The organism is Winogradskyella sp. ECml5-4, from assembly GCF_036903175.1.
Lineage (GTDB): Bacteria > Bacteroidota > Bacteroidia > Flavobacteriales > Flavobacteriaceae > Winogradskyella > Winogradskyella damuponensis.
Window position 1 is genome coordinate 116,711 of the sequence record NZ_JAYJLF010000009.1, and the last position, 19,901, is coordinate 136,611.

The 19,901-nt window shown below is 33.2% G+C and carries 20 protein-coding genes; 2 read left to right on the top strand and 18 right to left on the bottom strand.

The features are described from left to right. Positions 1-9 precede the first annotated feature (9 nt). Positions 10-480, top strand: coding sequence for an ankyrin repeat domain-containing protein (locus VDP25_RS10735; RefSeq protein ID WP_334469600.1), 471 nt, complete (start codon positions 10-12; stop codon positions 478-480). A 481-nt stretch (positions 481-961) separates the two neighbouring features. Here the strand turns inward: VDP25_RS10735 and VDP25_RS10740 are convergent, their stop codons facing one another. The 12 genes from VDP25_RS10740 to VDP25_RS10795 all read right to left on the bottom strand — a co-directional run bounded on the left by VDP25_RS10740 (position 962) and on the right by VDP25_RS10795 (position 13,584). Next, positions 962-1,930: a TIGR03571 family LLM class oxidoreductase gene (locus VDP25_RS10740; protein WP_334469602.1), complete on the bottom strand. Its 969-nt coding sequence runs from the start codon at positions 1,928-1,930 to the stop codon at positions 962-964. Positions 1,931-1,988: 58 nt separating this feature from the next. Beyond that, positions 1,989-2,930, bottom strand: coding sequence for an aldo/keto reductase (locus VDP25_RS10745; RefSeq protein ID WP_334469603.1), 942 nt, complete (start codon positions 2,928-2,930; stop codon positions 1,989-1,991). An 8-nt stretch (positions 2,931-2,938) separates the two neighbouring features. Further along, positions 2,939-4,147: an MFS transporter gene (locus VDP25_RS10750; RefSeq protein WP_334469605.1), complete on the bottom strand. Its 1,209-nt coding sequence runs from the start codon at positions 4,145-4,147 to the stop codon at positions 2,939-2,941. 25 nt (positions 4,148-4,172) lie between these two features. Next, the gene (locus VDP25_RS10755; protein WP_334469607.1) at positions 4,173-5,111 is read right to left on the bottom strand and encodes a cyclase family protein; all 939 of its coding nucleotides are present in this window, start codon (positions 5,109-5,111) and stop codon (positions 4,173-4,175) included. A gap of 132 nt (positions 5,112-5,243) precedes the next feature. Further along, positions 5,244-6,341 (bottom strand): L-dopachrome tautomerase-related protein, encoded by a 1,098-nt coding sequence (locus VDP25_RS10760; RefSeq protein WP_334469609.1) that lies wholly within the window; start codon positions 6,339-6,341, stop codon positions 5,244-5,246. Between the two features lie 31 nt (positions 6,342-6,372). Further along, positions 6,373-6,855 carry a cupin domain-containing protein gene (locus VDP25_RS10765; protein ID WP_334469611.1) on the bottom strand — a complete coding sequence of 161 codons (483 nt, stop codon included), beginning with the start codon at positions 6,853-6,855 and terminating at the stop codon, positions 6,373-6,375. A 118-nt stretch (positions 6,856-6,973) separates the two neighbouring features. Beyond that, positions 6,974-7,546 (bottom strand): Crp/Fnr family transcriptional regulator, encoded by a 573-nt coding sequence (locus VDP25_RS10770; RefSeq protein WP_334469612.1) that lies wholly within the window; start codon positions 7,544-7,546, stop codon positions 6,974-6,976. A gap of 594 nt (positions 7,547-8,140) precedes the next feature. Continuing rightward, positions 8,141-9,508 carry an FG-GAP repeat domain-containing protein gene (locus VDP25_RS10775; protein ID WP_334469613.1) on the bottom strand — a complete coding sequence of 456 codons (1,368 nt, stop codon included), beginning with the start codon at positions 9,506-9,508 and terminating at the stop codon, positions 8,141-8,143. A gap of 214 nt (positions 9,509-9,722) precedes the next feature. After that, positions 9,723-10,517, bottom strand: coding sequence for a cation transporter (locus VDP25_RS10780; protein ID WP_334469614.1), 795 nt, complete (start codon positions 10,515-10,517; stop codon positions 9,723-9,725). Between the two features lie 188 nt (positions 10,518-10,705). Then, positions 10,706-11,215: a GNAT family N-acetyltransferase gene (locus VDP25_RS10785; RefSeq protein WP_334469616.1), complete on the bottom strand. Its 510-nt coding sequence runs from the start codon at positions 11,213-11,215 to the stop codon at positions 10,706-10,708. A 71-nt stretch (positions 11,216-11,286) separates the two neighbouring features. After that, on the bottom strand, positions 11,287-12,177 hold the full coding sequence (locus tag VDP25_RS10790) for a hypothetical protein (protein WP_334469618.1): 891 nt from the start codon (positions 12,175-12,177) through the stop codon (positions 11,287-11,289). Positions 12,178-12,345: 168 nt separating this feature from the next. After that, positions 12,346-13,584 carry an ATP-binding cassette domain-containing protein gene (locus VDP25_RS10795; RefSeq protein ID WP_334469620.1) on the bottom strand — a complete coding sequence of 413 codons (1,239 nt, stop codon included), beginning with the start codon at positions 13,582-13,584 and terminating at the stop codon, positions 12,346-12,348. A gap of 342 nt (positions 13,585-13,926) precedes the next feature. Between VDP25_RS10795 and VDP25_RS10800 the strand changes: the two genes are divergently transcribed. Continuing rightward, positions 13,927-14,676: a hypothetical protein gene (locus tag VDP25_RS10800; RefSeq protein ID WP_334469622.1), complete on the top strand. Its 750-nt coding sequence runs from the start codon at positions 13,927-13,929 to the stop codon at positions 14,674-14,676. Between the two features lie 57 nt (positions 14,677-14,733). Here VDP25_RS10800 and VDP25_RS10805 read toward each other — a convergent pair whose 3' ends face one another. From VDP25_RS10805 to VDP25_RS10830, 6 genes are all read right to left on the bottom strand, one after another. Beyond that, on the bottom strand, positions 14,734-15,315 hold the full coding sequence (locus tag VDP25_RS10805) for a hypothetical protein (RefSeq protein ID WP_334469623.1): 582 nt from the start codon (positions 15,313-15,315) through the stop codon (positions 14,734-14,736). Positions 15,316-16,045: 730 nt separating this feature from the next. Next, positions 16,046-16,627: an NAD(P)H-dependent oxidoreductase gene (locus VDP25_RS10810; RefSeq protein ID WP_334469625.1), complete on the bottom strand. Its 582-nt coding sequence runs from the start codon at positions 16,625-16,627 to the stop codon at positions 16,046-16,048. 77 nt (positions 16,628-16,704) lie between these two features. Continuing rightward, complete coding sequence (locus tag VDP25_RS10815; RefSeq protein WP_334469627.1) at positions 16,705-17,517, bottom strand: helix-turn-helix domain-containing protein; 813 nt, start codon at positions 17,515-17,517, stop codon at positions 16,705-16,707. Between the two features lie 27 nt (positions 17,518-17,544). Further along, positions 17,545-18,471 carry a helix-turn-helix domain-containing protein gene (locus VDP25_RS10820; protein WP_334469629.1) on the bottom strand — a complete coding sequence of 309 codons (927 nt, stop codon included), beginning with the start codon at positions 18,469-18,471 and terminating at the stop codon, positions 17,545-17,547. A 10-nt stretch (positions 18,472-18,481) separates the two neighbouring features. After that, positions 18,482-18,949, bottom strand: coding sequence for a DUF1097 domain-containing protein (locus VDP25_RS10825; RefSeq protein ID WP_334469631.1), 468 nt, complete (start codon positions 18,947-18,949; stop codon positions 18,482-18,484). A gap of 18 nt (positions 18,950-18,967) precedes the next feature. Continuing rightward, positions 18,968-19,708, bottom strand: coding sequence for an SDR family oxidoreductase (locus VDP25_RS10830; protein WP_334469633.1), 741 nt, complete (start codon positions 19,706-19,708; stop codon positions 18,968-18,970). Between the last annotated feature and the right edge of the window lie 193 nt (positions 19,709-19,901).

The following is a 19,901-nucleotide window of genomic DNA, read 5'->3' on the forward strand; positions in this document are numbered from 1 at the left end:
AGAAAGATCATGAGAGATATCGATGTGTTTTTTGAGGCGATTAGATCTGGAGATAAAGATAGATTAGAAGCCTTAATACATATAAACCCTAAATTAATTAACGAAAAAGATGCTCGTGGATTTACTCCACTTATTTTAGCGACCTACTTTGATAATGATCTGGCCACGCAGATACTTATTAATCATAAGGCGGATCTTAATGCTAAAGATGCTTCAGGAAATACGGCATTGATTGGTGTTAGTTTTAAAGGGAATGTTGCCTTGGCAACCACCTTATTAGAACATGGAGCCGATATTAATGCGGTGAATACTAATGGTATCACAGCTTTGATATTTGCTACGCAATATAACAAGGTTGCTATTGTAAAATTGCTTATAGACTATAAAGCAGATACTAGCATTAAAGACAAGGATGGTAAAACGGCTTTAGACTATGCGAGAGATAAACAATTTGATGAGATTGTGGAGCTTTTAAGTTAGTATATATTATTGCTTTAATTAAAAACTGAGTTTAAAATTAGCTTGTTAAAGCTTTTTAAACTCAGTTTTTTTTGTTTGGTATGGTAAAATGAAGTTCAGTCTTTTCTTTTCTTAGTGTATACGGATATTTTACTTTTGTTTTCAACTAAATTTATCATGCTATAAGATTGTCATAACCATATTATAAGCACGCTATAACCATGCTATAACCTGTATTTTTGTATTTGCTTTTTTTAGAAGAACACAGGGGCTAATTGGTGATACTAATGGTTTTGCTTATTGTGTTCTAATACTGAATTAAGAAGCATTATTTTTTTTATTATTGCTTAGCGCTTATGTGATTTTTTTCGTCTGTTCGCTGCTCTAGGATGTTATGTGGTTAAGTAATTACTTATATACATTGTTACCACGCGTTTTTAATTTAGGAAATTATTATTATTTAATTTTTTTATCAATCATTTAAAGAATAGTAATGAAATAACTAGTTAGCATCAAACTCTGGCAGAACAATTTCTTTAATTTTATTTATTGCTTCATTAACTGGCGTTTCAGATTTTCTGAGGTTGATAGCCATATGGTTGACTCCTACATTTTCATAGGACTTTAAATATTCGGTAAGATGGTTGATGCCTACCGTACCACCAAAACGCTGTGGTTTAAAAGTAGCATTATCATTTGAATCTAAGTTTAAATGTATAGCAGAAATATAAGGTTTGGCTGCTTGGTTTTCATCATACAAAGCATTACACCAGTATTTTCTGTTTTCTAAAGTTTCCGCTACCGGTCTTGGATAATTAAACCAAGCTTGAGCGTTTTTGGCAATCCAATTAATGCTTTGTCCGGAATGACCAGCGACTACAAGCGGAATGTCTTTTTTCGGTTTAGGATAGACTTCTATACCGTTAGTTAAAAAATCGTATTTAGATTTTAAATTACTGTTCGTTTTCCAAGCTTCTTTGATGATATCAAGATTTTTTCTAAAGATTTCAGGTCTTTTTTTATAGTCGATATTGTACATTGGGAACTCCACAGGCCTATCGCCCAAACCTAAACCTAACAAAAGTCTACCATCACTTAAATTTTCTATGGTAGCAGCAGCTTTGGCTAACTTTATTGGCTGTTGTAAGGGCAATACTATGGCAGCCGTACCTAACAAAATGTTTTTGGTAGCGGCAGATAAATACCCCAAGTACGGTAAGGTATCAAACAATTGAGCACCATCGCCAAAGTTAGGGTCGTACACCGGAACATCTCGCATCCATAAAGCTGCGAATCCTGCTTCATCAATTTGTTGTGCCAATGCTAAATGATTGGAAATATCGGGTACTCCAAAAGATCTGTTGTCTTCCAAACGTTTGCTATTGCCTTCGGTTGACCAATCGTTATCTAAAGGAAACTCTATACCAAGTGTCATTTTACCTGGCTTGTATAGTTTATCAAATGGATTCATAGTGTGTGTGTTTTTAAATTCATCAGGTATCCGTTAAGACACCTGATGAACAATGTGATTAAGCATTCCAGATACTATCTGCAGTGTAGGGTCCGTTTTCAACTTCCCAAAATTTGCCATCTATGAAACGGTGTCCTTTATCTAAATCCTTCAGCAAAGCCATATCTTCTTCTGTAAGTGTTTGGTTTAATGTCTCTAGGTTCTGAAGTAATCGTACTTCATTTGTAGATTTAGGAATTACTGCAATGCCTCGTTGCATTGTATATGCCAATGCTACTTGTGCAGGCGACATATGTCTTGCGTTGGCAATGTTTTTTATGGTGTCATTTTCCAACAAATGTAGCGTGCTGTTGTCATCTACAAGCGAACCTAATGGTGCGTATGCAGTTAGCAGAATATCGTTTTGTACGCAAAATGATTGTAATGCTTTCTGCTGCAAAAACGGATGCATTTCTACTTGATTCATTTCTGGTTGATGCACTGCACTCGTCATTATTTCTTTCAACTGATTTTCATTGAAATTACTCACGCCAATATGCTTTGCAAGTCCTTGCTCTAAAGCAGCTTCCATCCCTTTCCAAGTATTGGTTAATGGCACCTCTGATAATGGAATAAAATCGGATGCTTTTTCTGGCATTTCCGTTCCTTTTTTAAGAGCGACAGGCCAGTGGATAAGATACAGGTCTAGATACTCTAGTTGTAAATCTTCTAAAGTCTGGTTCAGTGCAGGAATCACATTTTCCGCTCCGTGGGAAGCATTCCATAATTTAGAAGTCACCCATAAATCGTTACGGGTAACTAAACCTTGTTTTATGGCTTCGGCAATAGCATTACCAACTTCTTTTTCGTTACCGTATGCCGCAGCACAATCAATATGTCTGTATCCAATTTTTATAGCCGAAAGAACAGCATTGTACACTTCATTAGGTTCAGATCTAAATGTTCCTAAGCCTAAAATTGGCATTTCGTCGTTATTTCTAAATTTTAATGTAGTCATCATTATATTATTTATATTTTTTCTTTTTTGAACAAAACGAGGGTCAACAAGAACCCTACAATTACTAGAATACCACCTACCCAAGGTGTTGCTTCAATACCTAAATCAGATTCCACAACCATTCCGCCTACATAAGCACCAATAGCAATACCGACGTTAAAAGCTGCAATGTTTAATGCAGATGCTACGTCTTCTGTTCCAGGAAGATATTTTTCGGCCATTTTCACTACATATAGTTGTAATGCTGGCACGTTTGAAAAAGCAAGTATTCCCATAAAAAATAAGGTTATTATTGCAAAAATTTGGCTAGAAGCTGCGAAGTATAAAACAAACAATACTATAGCTTGTAACGCAAACATTACTAATAAGGCTTTTCCTGGTTTGTTGTTAGAGACTTTACCACCTATGATATTCCCAATCGCGATGGCGATACCATAAATTAATAGAAATATACTAGTCATATCTGAAGAAAAACCAGTAACCTCTTCTAATAACGGTGTTAGATAAGTAAAAGTTACAAACGTACCACCATAACCAAATGCAGTAATGGCTAACACCAATAAAATAGACGGATTCTTAATCACTTTTAATTGGTCAATAAGACGTAATGGCGCTGATTGTTTGATGTTTTTAGGCACCAAAGCTAAACTAGCTATAGCACCTACTAATCCTAAAAGGGCAACACCTATAAAAGTAGCTCTCCATCCAAAATTCTGACCGATATATGTTCCTAAAGGTACACCGGTTACAATAGCTACTGTAAGACCAGCAAACATTATAGAAATGGCAGTTGCCCTTTTATCTTTTGGCACTAAACTAGCTGCAATGGTAGACCCGATAGAGAAAAATACACCGTGCGCAAAACCTGTTACCACTCTTGATAATAGCAACAACTCAAAACTTGGTGAGATAGCTGCTAATCCGTTACCAACAATGAAAAGCACCATAATACCCATTAATAATTGTTTTCTAGGAATTTTACCTGTTAAGGCAGTTAGTATGGGTGCTCCAATGGCAACACCAATGGCGTACAGGCTTACTAATAATCCTGCTGATGTTAATGATGTCCCTAAATCGTTTGCAACGGTAGATAGTAGACCTACAATTACAAATTCTGTTGTTCCTATGGCAAATGCACTTATGGTCAATGCCCATAATGCGGCTGGTAGTCCCTTCTTTTTAACTACCGTTGTGTCTTTATTTATAGTTGATGTTTCCATGATTTCTAATCGTTTTTTGTTATTCTTATTTAATAGCTACTGGATTAATTTGTACTTGTGTAGACCCTTCGTATAATGGGTGACCTAATACAAAAAGGAATTCCCAAGCTTTATCTTCTACCAACTCATCTACAAGAATGTTTTCCAATACTTGTACACCATATTCGGTTGCCATCATTTGATTTACTGGGAAAGACAGTTCGCTATTTTCGTGTGGTACAGCTTCAAAAGACCAATTATCTGCACCTGCTGCTACAATTCCTTTTTTACCTAAGTAATGTGCAGCTTCAGTACCAATTCCAGGTCCGCCAGCTAGGTAACGTTTGTCATCTTTACCCATTAATTTTGTCCATCCTGTGTAAAACAAAACCACATCTCCTTTACGGATTTCAATGCCTTGTTTTTTGGCTACTTTTTCAATGTCTTCTACTGTAAAAACAGTGCCTTCATTTACAATATCCTGATTGTAGTAAGAGCGCATATCTAATACAATACCTCTAGTAACTATTGGCGGTAATTTTTCTAGACCTAATTTTTTTACACCAGAAACGGTTAAAAAATCTTCAACTTTATGTCCGTTATAATGCACATTGTCTCTACCGTAATGTGCCAATCCGTTTATTTGAGATCCAACACCTGTCCAACCAATTAACTGATCATCTACGTAAGTGAATTTGTTAGAACCTGCAGCAGCAGTTTCTGGTTGTAAGGTTTCAATATGAAAGTATCTGTGACGGAAAGCTGCAGTTTCTGCATTTACCACCATTCCTAAGCGGTATACTTTTCCTTTCTTCACCAATTTTACCGCATCTAAAACTGTTTCTTCATTCAAAAGGTTTAGTGCTCCAATTTCATCGTCTGCACCATAAGGTGACGTTGGTACTTGTTGTGCGTTTGTAGTTAAAGCAGTGAAAAGAGTAGCTGCTAACGCCATTGTTTTTAATGTATTTACTATTGTTTTCATTTTAATATGTTTTTAAATTTCTTATACAAATTTCCGATTAAAGCAAGAGGTGTGCGAGGATGTACATCACCATTTTAAAGTGATGTATGTCACATTTAATACTGCTCATACATCACTTACTTTTAATTTTATTTAATCTTGAAGCTTCATTTTGAGCACCAAGTAAGGTGGTTTACTGGCATCTTTTCCTTCATTTAATAAAGGCAGATTGTGAAGCTGATTTGCTACGATATACAAGTAGTTTCCGTGTATGGCAACACCATCTGGCCAAGACAGGTCTTTTTGGGATTGCGCAATGGTTTTCATTCCAGCAGGCGTACTTTCTACAATGGCTGAATTTTCAACATCGGTTACATACACTTTACCGTTTGCACCCACTTTAAATCCGTCAGATTTTGGTTTGTTGGCATAAAACTCAATGTACTTATTCAGGTCGCTATCTTGCTTACTTTCATCAGCTAAAACAGCAGAAGGTATGCGGTAAATTTTGGTATTCCCCATTGCACCATAGTAGATATAATTGTTTTTGTCATCTATAGAAATTGGATTTAATGGGTATCTTGGTTGAATGGTAGTACCGTCTTTTCTTTTGTGGGAAACCAATCTACCGTGAATTTTCACTGGTTCATCAGCAGGCAAAAATGATGCATCCCCTTCCAAAACACGTCTTATATAACCTGTTTCTAAGTTTATCACTACAAAAGCAGGTGCAATTGGCGGATTTAAAGCATCGGTCATATCTGCAATTACAGCAGTGTTGTTTTTAACATCAATCACAAAATCCTGTAAAAAAGGTTTTGTTGACAATACCGTATTTGGAATTGGAAAAACTTTTGTGACGTTTCCGGTTACCAAATCAAAACCAACCAATTTTGGAACCTGATTTTGCTTTACGTTACCCATATCCAACACCCAAAGAATTCCGTTAGCATCGGCTTGTATTCCGATAGTTGAATTGATACCTTTTATACTTCCGTTTTCTGGTTTTACAATCCATTCTTTATCTCCAAAAGGAATAGCTTCTCCATTAGGTAAAATTTCTTTCACCATATACTTTGAAGCACTTAAGGCACTCATTGTTACAAATATTCTTCCGTCGTTAGACACCGTTATATTTCCTGGTCTTGATTCTGGAAATGTTGCTATCGTTTCTAATTGTGCTTGTGTTGATAGTGTAAAATTCATTACAAGTGCGAACAAGACTGTTTTTATAATTGTTACTGTTTTCATCGTTATTGTTTTTAAAATTGAATTGATTTAATTAGTTGCCCAAAAACTTCTTTTGGGTTGATGGGTCTACCCAGATAACATCGCTTGGGTCTCTGGCTATTGCGTCAAAAACGAGTACGTCTAACGGACCTTCCAAAATTTTCCCGTTACCGTGTGCTGTGCCTTTTTCCCAAAAAAGTAAGTCGCCTTTTCCTGCAACAACAGGACCTTTATCGGCAACATAAAATTCTGCTTTACCATTTAAAATGTAGAGGTAAGCATCAGATTTTGCGTGGTAGTGCATAGGCACTTCGTCATACAACCTAAAGATTCTTACACCTGCGTGTTCACGGTCTATTAATCTGATGTCTTTGATGATACCATTATGACTTTTAGGAAGTAGCGTTACGTATTCATCAATATTAATAATACCATAAGCGTTACCCATTAACGGTCTTTTGTTTTCTTGCGCATAGGTGTTAAAACCTATAGCAAATACTGTAAATAATAGAAAAAGTGTTCTTGTAGTTTTCATAGTACATTGTATTTAATTGTTCGATACAAAATTCTATGAAAACCAAGGGGTGTGCGAGGACATACATCACGGATTTTTTGTGATGTACATCAATTTTGAAAAGTGATTTAGGTCACTTTTAGCTGTTAAAACGACTTAAAGTCTCTCTGGATACGCCTAAATAAGAAGCGATTAATTTTTTAGGAACGCGTTGTATTAATTTTGGAAGTTTATTTAAAAGATACTCATATCTGCTTTCTGCGGTCATTGTAAGCAAAGACAAGATTCTTTGCTGTAAATTGATATAACCGTGGTTGGATTTAATTCTGAAGAAATTGGCAACGGCAGGGACTTCAAAACAAATCTTTTCCCTGTTCTCTAAAGACAAACAGAAGAACTCAGAATCTTCAAGGCAGTCCACAAAAATAGTCCCAGGTTCTTGATGTTGAAAAGCACAATGGTCGCTCACCCAATAGTCTTCCATAGCAAATTGAAGAATGTGTTCTTTACCTTTTTCGTCTATGGAGTACGCTTTTACCAAACCTTTAATAATCCAATATTCAAAGTCTACAGGTTGCCCTACTTGTATTAAAAATTGGTGTTTTTTAAGACTTTTATACTGAAAATGAGATTGAACAAAATTCCATTCGTCATCTGTTAACGCAAATAACTCTTCAAAATGTTGTCTTAGTAAATGAAGTTTTTCTTCCATATCGCAAATTTATTTTTTATTTCTGTTTCTGGAAAGTTTACTAGTGTTTTAAATCTATTGATTGGTGTTGCTTGTTTTTTAATTTGTAGGAATGTGCTTAAATATGAAAATAGTGTTGTTGGGCTTTATCTTTTTGATGATTAAATATCCATTTTTCTAATTCAATATATTCTTTTTCGGCTATAATTTTTAAAAAAACGCAATCAATTACTATTCGATTTGGCTAAATTTTCTAAGGTGGCTTTTGGTGTTGTTAGTATTTCAGCGTCTGTAAGCACTTGAATATTTTCTTCAGATTTTTATGTGAAATAAACGAAGAATAAGTTATTAATAGTTTGTTTGGAAAGGTAAATCAATAAGTAATTTCATCGTCATTGTTTGAAAAGTAATAGGAACGAAAAATTGACTTTTAACAAAAGTTATAGCGTCGCAAATTTCATTATTATTAATGTATAAATTACTTTTTTTTAATAAAACGGTTTGAGACACTTTTAAGAAATCATTAATTTCTAAATCTGTAAATAAATTAAATGATTTTTAAATATTCGTTCATTTCTTTCTGTGCTGTAACACGTTTTGTATCGTTAGTAATACTTATTTGATTAATACTTTCTTTATAATTGTTATATCTGTTTTTAAATTTATATTGAAAAAGTATGTCTGTGGTTTTAATTCGATTTTTAGATTGTTTACTCCCTTTTTTACAGGTAAGTTTTTATAAATTATTTGCCCTTTTGTATTAAAGACAGTTAGGGTGCCATTTTTCGGACTGTCTAAAAATATATTTTCAGTTGAAGGGTTTGGATAAATTCTTATCAAGTTATTAACTAAATAGTCATCATTTGATAAGGATATATTGTTTTGCTGAATAGATAAATCAGCGGACCAAATGATATCTGCTAGACCATCATTATTCATGTCATCTGATTCGATAACACTTATAATGGTTTGTTCATCTTGAATAAGTGTTGGCGCACTAAAATTACCAAAGCCATCATTTATATATAAATAGAGATTAAAATCTTTAATTATTATAAAGTCTAAGTCATTATCATTGTCAAAATCCTTCAATGCACCCGATCTTATATTAATTGCAGTTGGGTCTATAATCTGTACATTAGAAAAATTTCCGTTTCCGTCATTTTTCATCCATCGAACCCCTATTGAGTTGTTGTCTTCGCTAAATAAATCTACATTACCATCATTGTCTATATCTATTAACCGAACGAATAGGTTGAATGTACTAGGTATTTGGTTACTTCTTGTAGAATCGTAATTTAATGTTCCGTTATTATTTTTATACACAGATATATTGCTACCGCCTGTAATAACATCTTCAAAACCATCAGCGTCAATATCACTTATAGTAATATCAAAAAAATCCTCTATTGGTCCTGATATGGTTTGAGTTGTGAAATTTGACATTCCATCATTATAATATACTTTAAAGGTTGTACCTCCAATAGCAATAATATCTAGGTCGTTGTCATTATCTATATCAGCTACATCAATATCACTTTCGAAAAACGAAAAAGAATCGAGTACTTGTGATGAAAATGACAATGCGGTATTTTTATGTAGTGTTACAGAATTTGTAGCATCACCAATACTAACAATATCAAGCCAATTATTATTATCGAAATCACCTACAGAAATATTAGTAACTTGACCGTTACCTGTTGCAACTGTTGTTTCGGGACCAAAATTAAATTCACCTTGATTTAAGTAATAAGAAATAAGATTATTAGCTGAAAACTTTCTTGTAACTATGATGTCTTTTAAATTATCATTATTAATGTCTGCTGTTATGATGTTAGTAATTAATCCTGTGTCTGACTCAATTAGAACTGGGTTAGCAAATTGTGAATGTAAGTTAGTGGTAAATAGTAATGAGATAGCTATTACGATGTAGACTGAAATTTTAGGTGAATTTATTCTGTTAGTTTTTATTTTCAATTCCATTTCATTTTTTTATAAATAATATTGATAGAGTAGTATAAGATTAACTTCGTTTGTTTGCTGTGCTCGGGTGTTGCATGTTTAAAAAACTAATTTAGCAAATAAATGCCAAATAGACTTAAACGAAGTAAATTGGTAAAGCAAAGTCTACGAGGATTTTGTAAGTAGGCCAGAACAAGCCATTAATTATAAATTTATTGTAATTATTGTTTTTTGCTTACTTGCTTAATTTTAGTATTCTGGATGCTCCTTGAATTACCAACACAAAGACTATTGTTCCTATAATCAAATCAGGTTTATTTGAACCCAAATAATGCACTAAAATTCCAGCAATTATTACTCCCAAATTAATAATCACGTCATTTGACGTGAAAATCATACTTGCTCTCATATGTGCCTCTTCTTTACTCTTTGATTTTTGCAAAATGTAAAGACAAATTCCGTTTGCGATAAGTGCAAAAATCGAAATGATAATCATTGTTGAAAAATCAGGAAGTTTTTCATCCTCAAAAAATCTTCTCAAAACTTCTACAAATCCTATAATTGCAAGTGCTATTTGGAAATATCCTGCAAGTTTAGCAATACGCTTTTTCTTTATAACTGTTCCGCCAACCGCAAGCAAACTAATTCCATAAACGAAACTGTCGGCAAGCATATCTAAACTATCGGCAACAAGTCCCATAGATTTTGAGATAATTCCTGTGGTCATTTCAATAATGAAAAAGGCAAAATTAATGGCAAGTACAGACCAAAGTAATTTTTTCTGATTTTCATTTTCTTTAAATTCTGTTTGGTTGGTTTGTGTAGTCGATATTTTTTTTCCGCCTAAATTCAGTTCGATAACCGACTTTTCAATTAGGTTAATTTCTCCGCTATGAAAAACGGTTAATTTTCGATTAGGAATATCAAAGGTCAAATTCGCAATGCTCGAAATGCCGTCCAACTTCATTCGGATTAGATTTTCTTCTGACGGACAATCCATTTTTGTAATTTCAAATACTGTCTTTTTCATTTGAATTCTGGTTTTTAGTCCTTATTTACAACGGTTTTGTTTAAGATTTACTAGGAACTAATTTAGCAAATACCAACCGAATAGACACGAGTGTAGTGAACTCTGCGTAGCAAAAAATCTGCGAGGATTTTTGTAAGTAGGTTATCACTGGCAATGAATTATACACCGTGTTAGCGGTTAGGCTTTATTCATATTCTTATTCGTTCGTAAATTACTCCTTGCTGTCCTTCAAAGTCAAAATTTTCTTTAAATGTCATTCCAATTTTCTCAAGAACTTTAATTGAGCCAATATTTTTTTTCATTGCTCGACCAACTATTTTTTCAATTTTAAGTTTGCTAAACCCAAAATCAAGACATTTTTTTGCAGTTTCAGTCGCATACCCTTTATTCCAATAGTTTCTGTAAAATCTAAATCCAAGATCATATTCGTTTTTGTCTTGACTATATTTAAGTCCGCACCAACCAATAAATTTTAAAGTTGCTTTGTCAATAACAGCAAGTCGTCCCACTCCGTACTTTTCATATTGGTCATAGTTAGTCAAAAAGTCAATAGCAGTCTGTATATTTTCAAAAGGCTTATCTCCTGTGAATTTTAATACTTCTTCGTCAAGATTTAAAGTGTAGAAATCAATAGCATCTTCTTTTGTCAGTTTACGCATTATAGTTCTTTCCGTTTCTATATACTCAATTGCTTTCATTTCTTTGATAACGTTCGTTTTTTAGTTGACCGCTAATGCTAGTTGTAAATTACTCATGTTGCTTTAGTTCATTACTCTTTTAGTTTCATTACCTCTTCCAACAATGGTGCGAGTCCGTTTTCTGTTATTGTGTCATTATTCCAAAAGCTCAGAACACAACTCATATAATTTCCTCTAACTTCAGTTGCGACATAGAAAATGGTCAACGTTTTTCCTCCAGACATGCTTGCTAAAACAGAAGTCGGTCCGGTAAAATCATAAATCACTTTTTTGGCTTTAGTTTCTGTTCCTTCAAATTCTATATCAACTATGGCTTCCGAAATTACTTTTCCATTTTTTCTTGATTTAGTTATCGTAAATTGCTGTTCAACTGTGTTTTTTGCATCCTCTAAATCTTTATGTACAGACCAATTCATTTCACCGTAATATGGACATTGCACAGTATTTACGTTGGTCCAATTACAACCCGTTCCTAATTTTATTTTTCTACCAGCAAAATTGATACTATCAATTTTCATTGCGGCATAATTTTCTTTTGGTATTTTATCTTCAATTATAAGTTTTATAAGTGTTCGTTCAAATTCCTTGTCTCTTTTATTAATTGAACTGAATTGAATAATTGTAATCCGTTTTTCATGATTTTCAATAAAATAATAGGAGTTGTTTTGAACTAAACTCTCGGTAATTTTATCTGCATTCTCAACGTAGTAATTATTATAAGGCAACTGCTCGTCTTTCGTTTTCTCTTCGTTCTTTTTTATGTCATATTTTCTGTAGACTTTTTTAAGCCCTTTTTCGGTAAATGGATAATTTAAAGTTTGACTTGTAATTGTATAACCGTCAATATTAAAAAACGATGTTCCATTATTATAAATAGCTTGTAACCTACTGAAAATACTATCATTTTGAGCAAAAGAAACTGTAAATGCAAGAAGTAAAATAATTGTAAATTGTTTTTTCATAGGTATTGGATTAAAGCTTGGCTAGGTTTGAATCATAAAACCAAAATCTTATACTGTTAAAAGTACTAAATTTCAGTCGTTCTTATATTCTTTTTATTTCAGCTTCTTAATTCTTTAAAGTGAAGCTTGCCATAATGTAAACTATCAAAGGACACCTAAAAACGCTATCTATTGTTTTTGTATGCCAACAGAACCATCAGGCGAGGGATGAAGCTCAAAAGTGAAATCGGGGTGAATATTAGCCTCATCACGATGTGAAACAAACAAAATACTGGTTTCACTTTCCTTGGCTATTTTGTTTATTAACGCAGAAATAAGGGCTCTGCCTTCATCATTGACATTAATTAGTGGTTCATCTAAGATTAGTAATGGCGGGTGTTTAATCATGGCTCTAGCTATTAAGACTAAGCGTTGTTCGGCTGGAGATCGTTTTAGAAAAGCGGAGTTTTTGTCTTTATTTAAATTTAAGACGTCTATCCACTGTGCAGCCGTTTGTATTTGTAAGGTTGATGGGGTTTGGTATAAGCCCACACTATCAAAAAATCCAGACAGAATCATGTGCTCTACGGTATGGTTTCGATTAAATAATTCTAACATGGCAGGACTTATATAGCCTATCTTTTGTTTGATATCCCAAACACTTTCACCGCTGCCTTTTTTTTTACCAAAGAGATATAACTCTTGACCATAGCCTTTGGTATTGTTTCCGTAAATCATAGACAATATGGTGGTTTTGCCAGAGCCATTAGGGCCTATTAAATGCCAAAATTCCTTTTTTTTGATGGTCCAGTTGATATCTTTTAGAATGCAACGATCGTCATAATTCACCTGTATATTCTTAAGCTCTACGAGGACTTCTGGAATATTGGTGTACGTTGTTATTGCGGGAGGGATGTCTTTATCAAAAACAAAGGCTCGTTTTTTTAACGTATAGTCTGCAATGGGTACCACGGCTTTAAGCTTATCTTTTTCAAAGGTAATGGCATGGGTGATTACGGGTAAGAGGTCCTCTTGTCTGTTGAAAATAAAAACGATAGGCATGTCTTTAGACAAGGCTATTAATTGCTGTTTTAATTCAGACACCGATGCTTTGTCTAAGGTTTCATAAGGATTATTTAAGACGATGAAATCTGGGTTTTGTTGCAGTAGATAAGCCAGCAATGCTTTTTTTTGCTCACCTGTAGATAAGGTTCTTAAGCTTCTGTTTATGCCAGATGTTAACTCAAAATTATCGTGTTTTTCTTCCTCTTGAATATAGGTTTCTAAAACTGAATTTGAAAACAAGACTCCTCTTTTGTCTTCTAACCCTTGTAATTTATAGCTGCCATTTAGTAAGTGCGGTAACCATTGTTTTTGTGATGAATGTGTCGTGTCTTCAATGGCATAATGCTGATGTGATGGTGTCATGTGGGATTGAGTTGAAGAGAATTGTAAGTTGTATGGATTCTTAGGTTTTTTATGTGATGTCGTTGGGTGTTTTGATATCTAATTTAGCAAATATAAATCTAATAGCGTATCTGATCGCATTTTAGTGAACAGGTTAGAATTACGAAATTATGTATATAGCTTTTAAGGTTATTAGTACTAATTACTATTCTGTGTATTGGTATTATTTGTCACTCCATGTGATCTGTTATACTATAAGCTTGTTTTAAGCATATTATAAGCATGCTATAACCACGCTATAACCTGTATTGTAAAATTTTGTATATTGCTGTATAGTAGGTGTTTAACTTAAAATTTGGTGTTATGGCACAACAGACCGGAATTATCCCTTTAGTAGGTACGTTAAATGGTATTAATTTTTATTATTTGAATGGCAAGCCGATTGCACGAAAAGCGGGTGGTGGATTTACTAAAAAAGCGATAAAAAGCAAGGCTAGTATGCAGCGTGTGCGTGAAAATGCCGATGAATTTGGTCATTGTTCTGCGGTGAATAAAGCGTTTAGATCTGCATTGTCCCCGTTTTATAAGGGGCACAAATTCACACATTTTCACAGTCGTTTGATGGGTTTGTTTACGCGTATAAAAGCTTTGGATACAACACATAAACGCGGCAAACGCTCTGTCGCTAACGGGATAGGGCAGGCGCAAGGTTTGCAATTGTTGGAACAGTTTAGCTATACGCCAGCATGTAGTGTACAACACGTTTTACCGTTTGAGTTTGATGTTTCTAGTGCTAATTGGGCTTTAAGCCTTACCGATTTTGATATGGCACAAGTGGGATTTGTAGATGGTGCTACCCATATTGCACTGACGTATGGTGTGTTGGATTTTGATTTTGAAAGTCTAAACTACGCTCTACATTTGGCTCCTTCGTTGGTTTTAGATGGTTCTTATGCTGGAGCTACTTTGACTTTAGAACCCGATACTTTGCCTAGTGGCCTTGGTACTGCGCTTTGTGTGCTTGGTGTGCGGTTTTACCAAGAGGTAGATGGGGCTTTGTATGTTTTAAATGCTAAAGATAGTGTTGGTATTGCGGTTTTGAAATGTATATAAGGCGTTGGAGGTTGCTACTGTGTTTTTCGTAAAGTAGATTAGATTATTCCTTTAGGATTAATTGAGAAAATCTTTATTAATTGACTCAAGATAATCTTTTACATAACTATCGATCGCCGCTTTGCTAGATAAGTTTTTACCACGTAAGGTCATTATGATAATGTATTTATCCTTGTAGGTGGCATGGTACTTGGCTTCCTCGTATTCAGCTTCAGTTGTGGTGGTTATAAACGCATTGTCAAATATGTGTAGATCGCTAACGTAAGTGTCTTCGATGTCTAATTTTACGGCATTATTGTAACCTATTCGTATGTAATTATACATTGTTTTGTTTTCATTTACCTCTTCATTGATGGTGAACGTAAATTCGTAGAATTCTTCTGTAGGGTGATCGTATTGAGCCACAAGTCCGCGTTTACTACAACCCACATGCTTGAAATTATATACTGCGTATGTATCGAGGTGTGGAACTGCATCAAATAGTTTCTTATTGGGTTCGCAAGTCGGTACACTTTCTGGAAATTTTGATACAACGGTTACTGTATTCTCACTTATAGGTGCTAATTGCGCTGTAGATTCGTTTTCTTTACATGAAAACATCAGTGTTATTACTGCTAGAAATAGAAGCCTGTTTTTCATTTATATTGGATTTAGTGCCATTGTTTACCAAATACCTAAAGACCTGTACTTCTTTATTTTCTTCGGTTTTAACTCACATAAAAGTAGGATAAAGCATGTGTCTTCTGTGTTACCTTTTCGTATTCTTTTTGTAAATTTCTATGATTTTTTACTTTCATTTTATAAATCTATACCTTTAGATTTGTTGCGCTAAGTTATTGAGGGGAGGTGGTTTTTTTGTATTGTGACTAACGGCTTTATGTATGGTTTACTTCGTCTGTTCGCTGCGCTCGGGTGTGGTGTAGTTAAGCGCGGAGTTTAGGAAATAAAAACGGAATAGAAAGTCTACGAGGATTTTCATAAGTGTGCAAGATTGTAGTAATAAATCATATACAGCGTTGGGCAACGTTTTTTTTATTCAACTCTAAACCTAAATTTGAGTAACATTCTTGGTAAATGGTCGTCCAAGTTTTCAATGTATTTATCGCTTAATTCAATTAGGTTTAAGTCATATTTAGAGTAAATTCATATGTTTGTTTCCTATTCTAATTCAAGGCATTTAAAACCTATCTTTTTTAGTTCATTAATTATTGTTTTGGAAATTGAGTCCTCGCTTTCGATTCGTAAAATATGATCGCAGTCTTCAATATCGAAATTCCAATTTTGTATTTCAGTAATGTTATTAATGGTTGGCGTTGCATATCTTGCCTTTTCCTTAGTTGAAATGTTTGTCTTAAAAACAGAAATCATTTTAAATACTTTTTAAATAGGATTGCGCTATTTCAACAGTCCAATCCTTAACTCTTTCTTTATCTGCCATATCAGCTTTATCAAAAAAGAAATGCTGCTTAATTACTAAACCACAATATGAAAAAATTCCTTTATCGGAAGTTAAGCATAGTGCCTGATCCATACCTATTGCTTTGTACTCTATTTTGGATTTTCCTTGGGTGTTAATAACAAAAATTCGCTTACCAGATAGTAATCCTTTTTGTATTCCTTGGTCGTAACGGTATGCAAAACCATAAGAAAAAACGCGGTCAATATATCCTTTCATAATAGCAGGCATTCCTGTCCACCAGATTGGATAGATCAATGTTATAGTGTCTGCCCAAGAAATATATTTTTGCTCCTGTTTTACATCCTGTGAGACTTCACCTTTACGTTGTCCTGTCATATCACTTAAAGAAAGGATAGGATTAAAATCTATATGATACAAATCTCGAACAATAACATCCTGATTATGTTGTGTTAATATATCTACTACAGTTTGTTTAAAATGATGATTTAGACTTGCTTTATTAGGATGGGCATAAATAATAAGATGTTTCATTTTTCTGGTTATTTAAGAAATTAATGAGACAAATGTAATGTGCCTTTGTATGTTACAATTGTAAGAAAACGAAATGATTATTTAGCGCTGCAAACATCCTGTTGAAATTTTAGATATTGGTTTGGGGAATAATTAGTAAAATGCTTAAAGTCGTGTATCAACTGACTTTGATCATAATAGCCACAAGTTTCTATTATTTTGAACCAATTTATTTTTGATGTTTGATTTTGCAATAGTTCAATGGCTTGAATAAATCTTTCGTACCTGCTTTTTTCTTTAGCAGTATAGCCTAAATATTTTTTATGGTTTAATTGTATAGTCCTTTCACTTTGATTGGTTTCTTGGGCAATTATCTTTATGGGATTAAAAATGGTATAATTGTCTTTGTGATTTTGAAAATTTTCAAAAGCCGTTTCGCTACTTTTTAAATAAGGTTTACAAAAATCTAACATCAAATTTATACGGTTGTTTGTATCTTCATTTTTAATGAAATGCCAGAGATTTGTAAAACAATTTTGATTCAAAAGAGCATCAGGATTTATAGGTAAAAGATCCGATATTATTACTTGACTAAAGAATCGATAAAAAGCATCATCCTTAAAATTGGCAACCAACATGTCTGAACCAGGTGATAAAGTATAGTCGAAAGGCTGTTTTATAGGTCCTAAAACAATACACTTTTCTAAATTTATTTGGGTATTGTCAACTGTATTAAAATGAATAGCTGTACCAAAACTAAAAACCATAATAGTTTGAAAGTTAGGTAGTAATGTTTTTGTTGTTGCTTGATTTGTGTTATTTTGAGCACTATAAAAATGAGAAAAAACAGACTGAAATTCTGATGGGACATCTATTCTATTACTTGTTATATGTTGCTTGTCTGTTCTCATTTTACCAAAATTAGGCACTTTTAATTATCAATTAAATGTTTTTCTAAATTCCATAGGAGACATTTCGGTCTTACTCTTAAACAGTTTGTTGAAAGACGTTGGATATTCAAATCCTAAATTATAGGCAATTTCATTTATAGATAGCGTAGTTGTTGAAAGTTCTTCTTTCGCTTTTTCAATTAGTTTGTTGTGTATATGTTGTTGTGTACTCATTCCTGTTAAAGATTTCAATACACTACTTAAATAAGTAGAGGAAAGATGAAGTTCTTTAGAGATATTTTCAACAGAAGGTAAGCCAAGTTCGATTAAGTTATTTTGATTGAAATACGTTGATAATAAGGTTTCTAATTTTTCCAAAAGTTGATGATTGGATTTATTACGAGTTATAAATTGCCTTTCATAAAAGCGTTCTGCATAATTTAACAATACCTCTAATTGAGATACGATAATTTTTTGACTGAATTTATCAATATTGGATTGGTATTCTTTTTCTATATTTTTAAAAATATCAATGATTTTTTGTTCTTCATCTTCAGACAAAAATAAAGATTCGTTAATGTCGTAGCCAAAATATTCATATTTTTTGATGGATGTGGCAAGTGCTGTGTTCCATAAAAAATCTGGATGGATTAAAAGGAGCCATCCCGAAGGCTTTAATTTTTTATCTAAAAAAACATTAGGATTTCTTTCCATACTCATCACCTGATTGGGTGCTAAAAATGTCATTAAACCTTCATTAAAATCATACTCCTGTTGTCCGTAAAATAATTTATAAGGCACATTTCGTTTTAACCCTATTGTGTAATATTCTTGAATTAGTTTTAATCCTTTTAAATGCTTAGGGAATTCAACTTTACTAAAATCTATTAAGCTTATTAATGGGTGTTTTGGTGCAGTAAGATTTGCAAAAGCATGAAACTCAGAAATTTTTGAAATTCGTTTTAAGTTTCTCATATCCATTATTTTAAACTTTATTTTTTTGAATAAGAGTTGTCATTGTATCATTTAAAAAAGCAAATATAAACCCTAAAGTTATTGAAATAAAAATAATCATTATTGGTTTAATTTCGATATTTGGATGCACACCGAAAAAAATAATTAAGCCAATAAACCAAGCAGGAATATTTTGAAGCCCTTTAATTTTTGACAAATATGTTAAAGATGTAATGAATATAAAAACAGCTAAAGAAAAACCGAGGATACCCAGATATTGGCTTAAGCCACCACCTAATAATTTTATCATAATACCCATAATGATGCCACTGGTTATAGGAATAATAGTATATAAAACTGACTTTAATGATTTACCAAATAAATAATAACTTACCCAAGCCATAAATAAAACCCAACTGGGTAATTGTAATGAAAAAGAAATTAAGATGGCTAAAGCACCACAGAAACCCATTGTTGAAGCCGTTAAAAATTGTTTCATAATAAAATAATTTACGAGTTATGCCATACCTCCGTTAGCTCCAATATTCTGTCCATTAATCCATTTTGCTTCGTCTGTTACTAAAAAAGCGACTATTTTTGCAATATCCGATGGTGTTCCTAAGCGCTTAAAAGCATTACTATTAGAAAGTTGAGTAATCATTTCTATTGATTTACCCTCTAAGAATAATTCGGTTCCTGTTGGACCAGGTAAAACACAATTTACATTGATACCTCTATTACCTATTTCTTTAGCAAACACACTACTTATTTGTTGTACAGCAGATTTAGTAGCAGAGTAAATACCATAGGTTGGAAAATTTGTTCGTGTTACTGTAGAAGAAATATTGACGATGCTTCCGTTGTCTGCTAATTGAGTAGAAGATTCTCTTAACGTATTAAAAACTCCTTTTACATTAATATTAAATTGTTTTTCAAACATGGCATCAGTAGCATCTTTAATTAGAGAATTCTTCATAATTCCTGCATTATTAACTAAAATATCTACTTTTCTAAAATGTGATATCGTGGTGTCAAATAAATTTTTGACATGTTTTGGTTTACTTATGTCTGCTTGAATACTAATAGCTTCAAAACCATTCTGAATAATTTCATTTACAACATTTTCAGCAGCTACTTTACCACCAACATAGTTAACCACTACTTTTGCCCCATTTTTAGCTAAATTTTTAGCAATTTCAGCACCAATTCCTTTTGAAGAGCCTGTGATAATAGCGACTTTTCCATTTAATACACTCATTTTCTCTGTTTTTAAATTAATCATACAAAGTTGAGTGATTTTTAAACTTAAAACTTTTCCAAATCTGTGTTTTAGCTGTTGTTATATTTTTTAATGGCTAACAGCGGTTTTATGTATGGTTTACTTTTATCGTTCGCTGCGCTTGGGTGTTGTGTGGTTAAACACTAAAGTTAGCAAATAAATCACAGATAAA